Origin of the sequence: Rhodopirellula sp. JB055 (assembly GCF_043100905.1) — a bacterium.
Classification (GTDB): domain Bacteria; phylum Planctomycetota; class Planctomycetia; order Pirellulales; family Pirellulaceae; genus Rhodopirellula.
This window is the reverse complement of the sequence record NZ_JBICHO010000207.1, coordinates 1-6,509: the sequence shown is the minus strand read 5'-3', so window position 1 is coordinate 6,509 and position 6,509 is coordinate 1. Positions and strand designations below refer to the sequence as shown.

Sequence of the window (6,509 nt, the reverse complement as noted above, 5' to 3'; positions counted from 1 at the left end):
GAGGCACTGGTTTTTTCATAACCCGACGCGTCAGCAAGGCGAAGTCAACCTCGTTTTTCCCTCGCTGACGCTTCGGGTTTTGAGAAAAACGCAACTTCAAAAGTTTTAGGGGGCCATCTCGGGCGATGAAACTCGCCGCTTTCCTGGGCTGCGACGATCGGGCAACTTTCGCTAAGTTGTGGGGAAATTGAGTTGCCCATTTTCCCGCACCCCACTGACCACGATGCTCGATCGCAAATTCATCCTGCAAAACGCCCAGCTTGTCGCTGAAAATTCCGCCAAGCGAGGCGTTTCCGTCGACGTCGATTCGATTTGCCGCCTCGAAGCCGAGCGGATGGAAGCCCTGAAGCAAGCGGAAGAGCTCAATCGGCAAGCCAACGAAGTCAGCAAGCAGATCAAATCCGCGAAAGACAACGACGAGCGTCAGGATTTGATCGCCAAGGGTCGCAGCCTTCGCGAGCAAAAAGACGCCGCCGGTGCGCAGCAAGATCGCTTGGAAGCCGAGATCCTCGAGCTGCAGACCATCCTGCCGAACATGACTCACCCGGACGTGCCGGAGGGTGGCGAGCACGACGCAAACGAAATCGGCCGCGGAAAAACGCCGGTGCCCGAAATGAATTTCCAGCCACTGGACCACCTGCAGCTCGGCGAGAAACATGACTTGTTCGATTTCGAAGGTGGAGCCCGCGTGGCTGGTTCCGGGTTTTACTTTTTGAAAAACGCCGCCGTGCGTTTGGATCTGGCCCTTCAACAATTCGCGATTTCTCACTTGGCCGGCAAAGGCTTCACGCCGGTTTCTACCCCCGACCTGGCGTTAACCAGCGTCCTGCAGGGCACCGGGTTCAACCCGCGTGGACCGGAAACGCAGATCTACAGCATCGAAAACACCGAGCTGAACCTGGTCGCGACGGCGGAGATCCCGCTCGGCGGCATGCTCAGTGGACAAGTCCTCGCCAGCGAAGAATTGCCGCTTCGTTATTGCGGTTTGAGTCACTGCTTTCGAACCGAAGCCGGGGCGGCCGGCCGAGCCAGCAAGGGGCTGTACCGCGTTCACCAATTCACCAAGGTCGAGATGTTCGCGTTCACGTTGCCCGACCAAAGCACGGCGATGCATGAAGAGATGCGTGAACTGGAATGCGAAATCTTTGACGCCTTGGAAGTGCCTTACCGAGTGATCGACACCGCGACGGGTGACTTGGGCGGACCAGCGTATCGCAAGTACGACTTAGAAGCTTGGATGCCCGGACGAGGTGACGCGGGTGATTGGGGAGAAGTGACCAGCACCAGCAATTGCACCGACTACCAGGCTCGTCGTTTGAACGTGCGGTCCAAAGCGGTCGCGCAAAAGGGAACGGACTTTGTCCACACGCTCAACGGCACGGCGATTGCGACCGGTCGAGCCATGATCGCGATCCTGGAAAACCATCAACGGGCGGACGGCACCATCAACGTGCCAAAGATTTTGCGGCCTTGGGTGGGCTGTGACGTCTTGGAATGCGTGAGCGAGTGAGTTGTCTGCCCATCGCGATGCGAAACGAAACCTCCCAACGAAGACCTGCCCGGTCTGCCGGAAGGAGTTCGCCTGGCGTAAGAAGTGGGCTCGTGATTGGGATCAAGTCCGATACTGCAGCGATGCATGCCGGAAAAACGCCGCTTCCGCGAGAACCAAAGAATGAGTTGTCGGGTACAATTGAGTCTGACACCAAACTGAATAGACAAGCGGCATGGTTGCCGCAAACGGACGCCCCTCCGTTCCCATCCGTTTCCACTCTCCAACAACTTGCGACATGAGCCAACGGACTGCTGACGAAATTCTGGATGCCTCGTACCTAGAAGTTCGAGCGAAGGTTTTGGAACTGGCGGCGGTGCTGGACCGACTCGACCGTGCCCCAGGCGGAAGTGAGCCTTCGCCGCGCCGCGATCAACTCACCCGAGCGATGGAAATGTTGCTGGCGGACGATTCCGATCGCGCCGCGAAAGTTCAACGCTGGTTTTCTCGCGAGTACGACCCGGACTGGAAGACCAAGCTTGGTGTGGAAGCGCCGACCAAGCAGTGAGCCGCTTGACCTCCGCTTTCCGACTTCCCTGCACTCTTCAAACACCCCGAATCACTGACCAACAACATGGACTTCATCGACCCGCACATTCACATGGTCAGCCGCGTGACGGATGACTACGAAACGCTTGCACGGATGGGATGCGTTGCTGTCAGCGAACCAGCGTTCTGGGCCGGCTTCGATCGTGGCACCGCCGATGGTTTTCGCGACTACTTCGAACAACTCACCGCCGTCGAACCGAAACGAGCGGCACAGTTTGGCATCCAGCATTATTGTTGGTTGTGCATCAACGCCAAGGAAGCGGAGAACGTCTCGCTGTCTCGCGAAGTCATCGCGATGATCCCTGAGTTCCTCGATCGTCCTGGTGTGCTGGGGATCGGTGAAATCGGACTGAACAAAAACACCAAGAATGAAGCGACGGTGTTCCTGGATCACCTGGAATTGGCCATCAAGTACGACCAACCTATTCTGATCCACACACCGCACTTGGAAGACAAATACCAAGGCACGCGAATGATCTTGGACATGCTGTGTGACGATTCACGCATCAATCCGGATCGAGTGTTGGTGGACCACGTCGAAGAGCACACCGTCAGTGAAGTGCTGGACCGAGGTTTTTGGGCCGGGATGACACTTTATCCCGTCACCAAGTGCACGCCCGATCGGGCTGCCGATATGATTGAACGGCACGCGGGAGAACGATTGTTGGCGAACTCGGCAGGCGACTGGGGCATCAGCAAACCGACCGCCGTGCCCGATTTGATCTTCACGATGCGACGGCGGGGAATGGACGAAGCGTTGATTCGCAAAGTCGTGCACGACAACCCGGTCGAGTTCTTTTCGAAAAGCAAACAGTTTCACTACACGCCTCGGTGATTGAATTTCGTGAGCGAGCCAAGCAGCAGCGAATCCACGCTCACGCTGACCACACCGATTCAGTATTTGCCAGGCGTTGGCCCCGCGCGAGCAGCGAAGTTCCGAAAGCTGGGACTGCGAATCGCTCGCGACGTCCTGTTCCTGGTCCCGCGGAATCACACGTTCCCGCCCCCACCAACCAAGGTGGCGGATTTGGCGGAAGGCCAACCGGCGACCTTCATCGGCACAATCTCCGATGCCGAACTGGTGTCTCGCACGCCCGGCAAATCACTGTTTGCCGCGATTGTTGAAAATGATTCGGGCGCGGTTCGAATCGTGTTCTTCAATCAACCGTTCCGCGCCGAACAATTGACGTTTGAAACACAGGTTCGAATCAGCGGCACGCCCAAACTCGCCGGACTGCGGTGGGAGTTCACGCATCCTCAGTACGAGATCGTCCAAGAAGGTGAACTGCCAGATGAAGACGCACCCGGCGGATTGATCCTGCCCAACTACCCGTTGACGGAAGGCGTGAAGCAATCGGACCTGCGGCGTTTGGCTCGCCCGTTGGTTCATGAATTGACCGGTCAACTGAAAGAGGTGTTGCCCGAGCGTTTACGCTCTGAAGCGGCCAAACGACTCAAGGCCACTGGATTGGATCTGCCGGACGTGCTGCCGGGAATTGCAGAGGCACTGCGTGGCATTCACTTGCCGGAAAGCGAAGCGGACCTGACGGCGGCGCAAACTCGATTGGTGTTTCAAGAGTTGTTGGTGATGCAGTTGGCACTGGCGATGAGGCGGCGGTCGCTGACCAGCGAGTTGCGGGCTCCTCCACTGGAATGCACCGCAACCGTTCGAAATCGAATCTTGCGACGGTTCCCATTTGAATTGACCGGCGACCAGCGACGCGTGATGGATGTGATCGCTCGCGATATGGCTCGGCAGTTCCCGATGAACCGATTGCTACAAGGCGATGTCGGCAGCGGAAAAACCGTCGTCGCCATTTTCGCAATGCTGGTCGCTGTGGCGGGCGAACACCAAGCCACCTTGATGGCCCCAACGGAAGTGCTGGCGAGACAGCATTACGCGACGCTCAAGCGGATGTTGGCGGACAGTCGTGTGCGGATCGGATTGCTATGCGGTTCGCTCGGTGCTGCCGAGCGGCGCGACACCGTTGGGAAAATCCGCACTGGTGAACTGGACATCGTGATCGGCACGCAAGCCTTGCTGTACGGGGTCGAGTTCCATCGCTTGGGGCTGTGCGTGATCGATGAGCAGCACAAGTTCGGTGTCAAGCAGCGTGTGACGCTTCGCGATGGCGGCGTCGATCCGCATTACCTCGTCATGTCTGCCACCCCCATCCCGCGCAGCGTCGCGATGACTCAGTTCGGCGACGTGGACCTGAGCACGTTGCGGGAAAAGCCGGCTGGTCGTGGTGCGGTGCACACGTATTTGGCTGGCGACAGTTGGCGTGATCGATGGTGGGCATTCGTCAAAGAACGAGTGGCGGAAGGTCGGCAGGCGTTTGTGGTGGCTCCACGGGTCGGTCCGGAAGTCGAAACCGCGGACGAAGAACTATCCGAGCTGATCGATCCAGCCGAACCGCCCGCCGAAGACATCACGTCGGTGCACTCGACCTATGAACAACTTCGCACCGGACCACTCCAAGGTTTGCGAGTCGGGTTGCTGCATGGCCGCATGGCATCGGATGAGAAGCACCAAGTGATGGAATCATTCGCGGAAGGCGAGCTGGATGTATTGGTCAGCACCACGGTGATTGAGGTTGGGATCGATGTTCCCAACGCGACGGTGATGGCGATCTTAGGCGGCAACCGGTTTGGGCTGGCTCAATTGCACCAACTTCGCGGGCGCGTCAGTCGTGGCACTCACGCGGGTCACGTGTGCGTGTTTGTCGATGGTGATAAACCGCCGCAGGACGACGAGCGATTGAAAGTGTTTGAACAAACACTGGACGGGTTCGAATTGGCCGAAGCGGATTTTCGTTTACGAGGCCCCGGCGATGTGCTGGGTCAACGACAAAGCGGCGATGCCCGCTTGAGAATCGCGGACTTGCATCGCGACGTCGAGATCCTGCAAGTCGCCCGAGAGATGGCTCAGGACTGGATCGACCAAGACCCCGAAATGGAATCCGAAGGGTTAGAAGATCTCAAGTCACAGGTCCTCCGTCGGTATGGCAACCACTTGGATCTGAGCGACGGTGCGTAGCAGGAAAGCATCGGATCGAATGCATTGTGCTGCACCACATCTCCGTCGTTTCGAGCAAGTGCGTAGGGTGGTGCCAAGTTCGGAGTGCCTTCAAAGCCGTCCCGCGTGCGAACCGGTTCTCCAATTCTGTTGCGGGTTGGCGATTCTTAACAGGCTGTTGGTTTCGTCAGCCGGAACGCGATAGCGTCCGGTTCATCTCCGGTGACTGTGGGCAACGCCCGTCAACTGACCATTGCATCTGCGAAACGTTTTATATCAACGCTCTGTTACCTGAGATCTTCAACTCGGTCGAGCAAGAGTCCGATCCTACCGGCGTCCAAATGTCGTTGACGATTCAAACGACAAGCCAAACCGCGAGGGTCAAAATTTGCTGAGGAATCAAGTTGCACGCCCACCTCTACGGAGCGGTTGCTTCATCGGAAATTCATGCGATTCACTTATTAGACCGAAGTCTCGCTTGAATCGTGTGAAGCCTCTGTGAATTGCACCATGTTCATATTGAAGATAAGCAGATCGCCTCTATCTTTCTCGCGAGTCGCCAAAACGAGTTTCCAAAGCAAGAACTTTGGGGTGCTTCTGAGCGACCTTTGAGGCCCGACTGGGCTTCTGTTTTTCATCGATGCGAATCACTGGGCCGTAGCAGAAACGTTGTCTTGAACCACGGCGCCGCATGCCCAAAGAACATTACTTTGACAATTCAGGGAGTATGGTTGATGGAGTCTCGATTTAGCCGGGGAATGCACGATGCACGCGTCAGTTCCTTCCCAAAGGAACGACACATGAACGCCCGCATTCAAACCTACGGATTCACGCTGGTCGAATTGTTGGTTGTGATTGCGATCATCGGCATTTTGGTCGGCTTGCTGCTTCCTGCGGTTCAGTCGGCTCGGGAAGCCGCTCGACGAATGCAGTGTTCGAACAACTTGAAACAAATGAGTCTGGCTGCTCTTAACTTTGAGAGCACTTACCAGAAGTTGCCGGAAGGCCCACTCGATGGTGCCCCCAACGCAATCACAACAGACGATGCGCCCAACTCATCTGGTTACCCCAAGAACGGCACGTGTTGCCGAGCGGCGACGCGGACAGGATGGAGTACCCAATACAAAATCCTTCCGTTTCTCGAAGGCAACAACATCTATGAGCTTGGTCGCGACGACCCGCCATACTGGCCGAACGTCGCGAACAATGGCGGCGAAGATGATGTCGCGCAATCATTGGTCTCGACTTACTATTGCCCCTCACGTCGTTCGCCAAAGGGGTATGGAAGTGCTTTGTTTGGAAGGGTCGTCTACGCGGGATGTGCGGTGTTATATAGCGGTCGTCCTGATTCGACGATCGATTACATCCCGGAAGCTCCGTTGGGGGCCCCAG

The 6,509-nt window shown here is 57.0% G+C and carries 6 protein-coding genes; all 6 read left to right on the top strand.

Features of this window, described 5'->3' with window-relative positions:
* Nucleotides 1-223 precede the first annotated feature (223 nt).
* On the top strand, nucleotides 224-1,510 hold the full coding sequence (serS, locus tag ACF8AM_RS08525; protein ID WP_392555225.1) for a serine--tRNA ligase: 1,287 nt from the start codon (nucleotides 224-226) through the stop codon (nucleotides 1,508-1,510).
* Nucleotide 1,511: 1 nt separating this feature from the next.
* On the top strand, nucleotides 1,512-1,676 hold the full coding sequence (locus ACF8AM_RS08520; protein WP_392555224.1) for a DUF2256 domain-containing protein: 165 nt from the start codon (nucleotides 1,512-1,514) through the stop codon (nucleotides 1,674-1,676).
* 111 nt (nucleotides 1,677-1,787) lie between these two features.
* On the top strand, nucleotides 1,788-2,057 hold the full coding sequence (locus tag ACF8AM_RS08515; protein WP_392555223.1) for a hypothetical protein: 270 nt from the start codon (nucleotides 1,788-1,790) through the stop codon (nucleotides 2,055-2,057).
* 66 nt (nucleotides 2,058-2,123) lie between these two features.
* Nucleotides 2,124-2,933 (top strand): TatD family hydrolase, encoded by an 810-nt coding sequence (locus ACF8AM_RS08510; RefSeq protein ID WP_392555222.1) that lies wholly within the window; start codon nucleotides 2,124-2,126, stop codon nucleotides 2,931-2,933.
* 9 nt (nucleotides 2,934-2,942) lie between these two features.
* Nucleotides 2,943-5,138, top strand: coding sequence for an ATP-dependent DNA helicase RecG (recG, locus tag ACF8AM_RS08505; RefSeq protein WP_392555221.1), 2,196 nt, complete (start codon nucleotides 2,943-2,945; stop codon nucleotides 5,136-5,138).
* Nucleotides 5,139-5,917: 779 nt separating this feature from the next.
* Nucleotides 5,918-6,509 (top strand): DUF1559 domain-containing protein (locus ACF8AM_RS08500; RefSeq protein WP_392555220.1); only part of this gene is annotated, 592 nt, incomplete at its 3' end.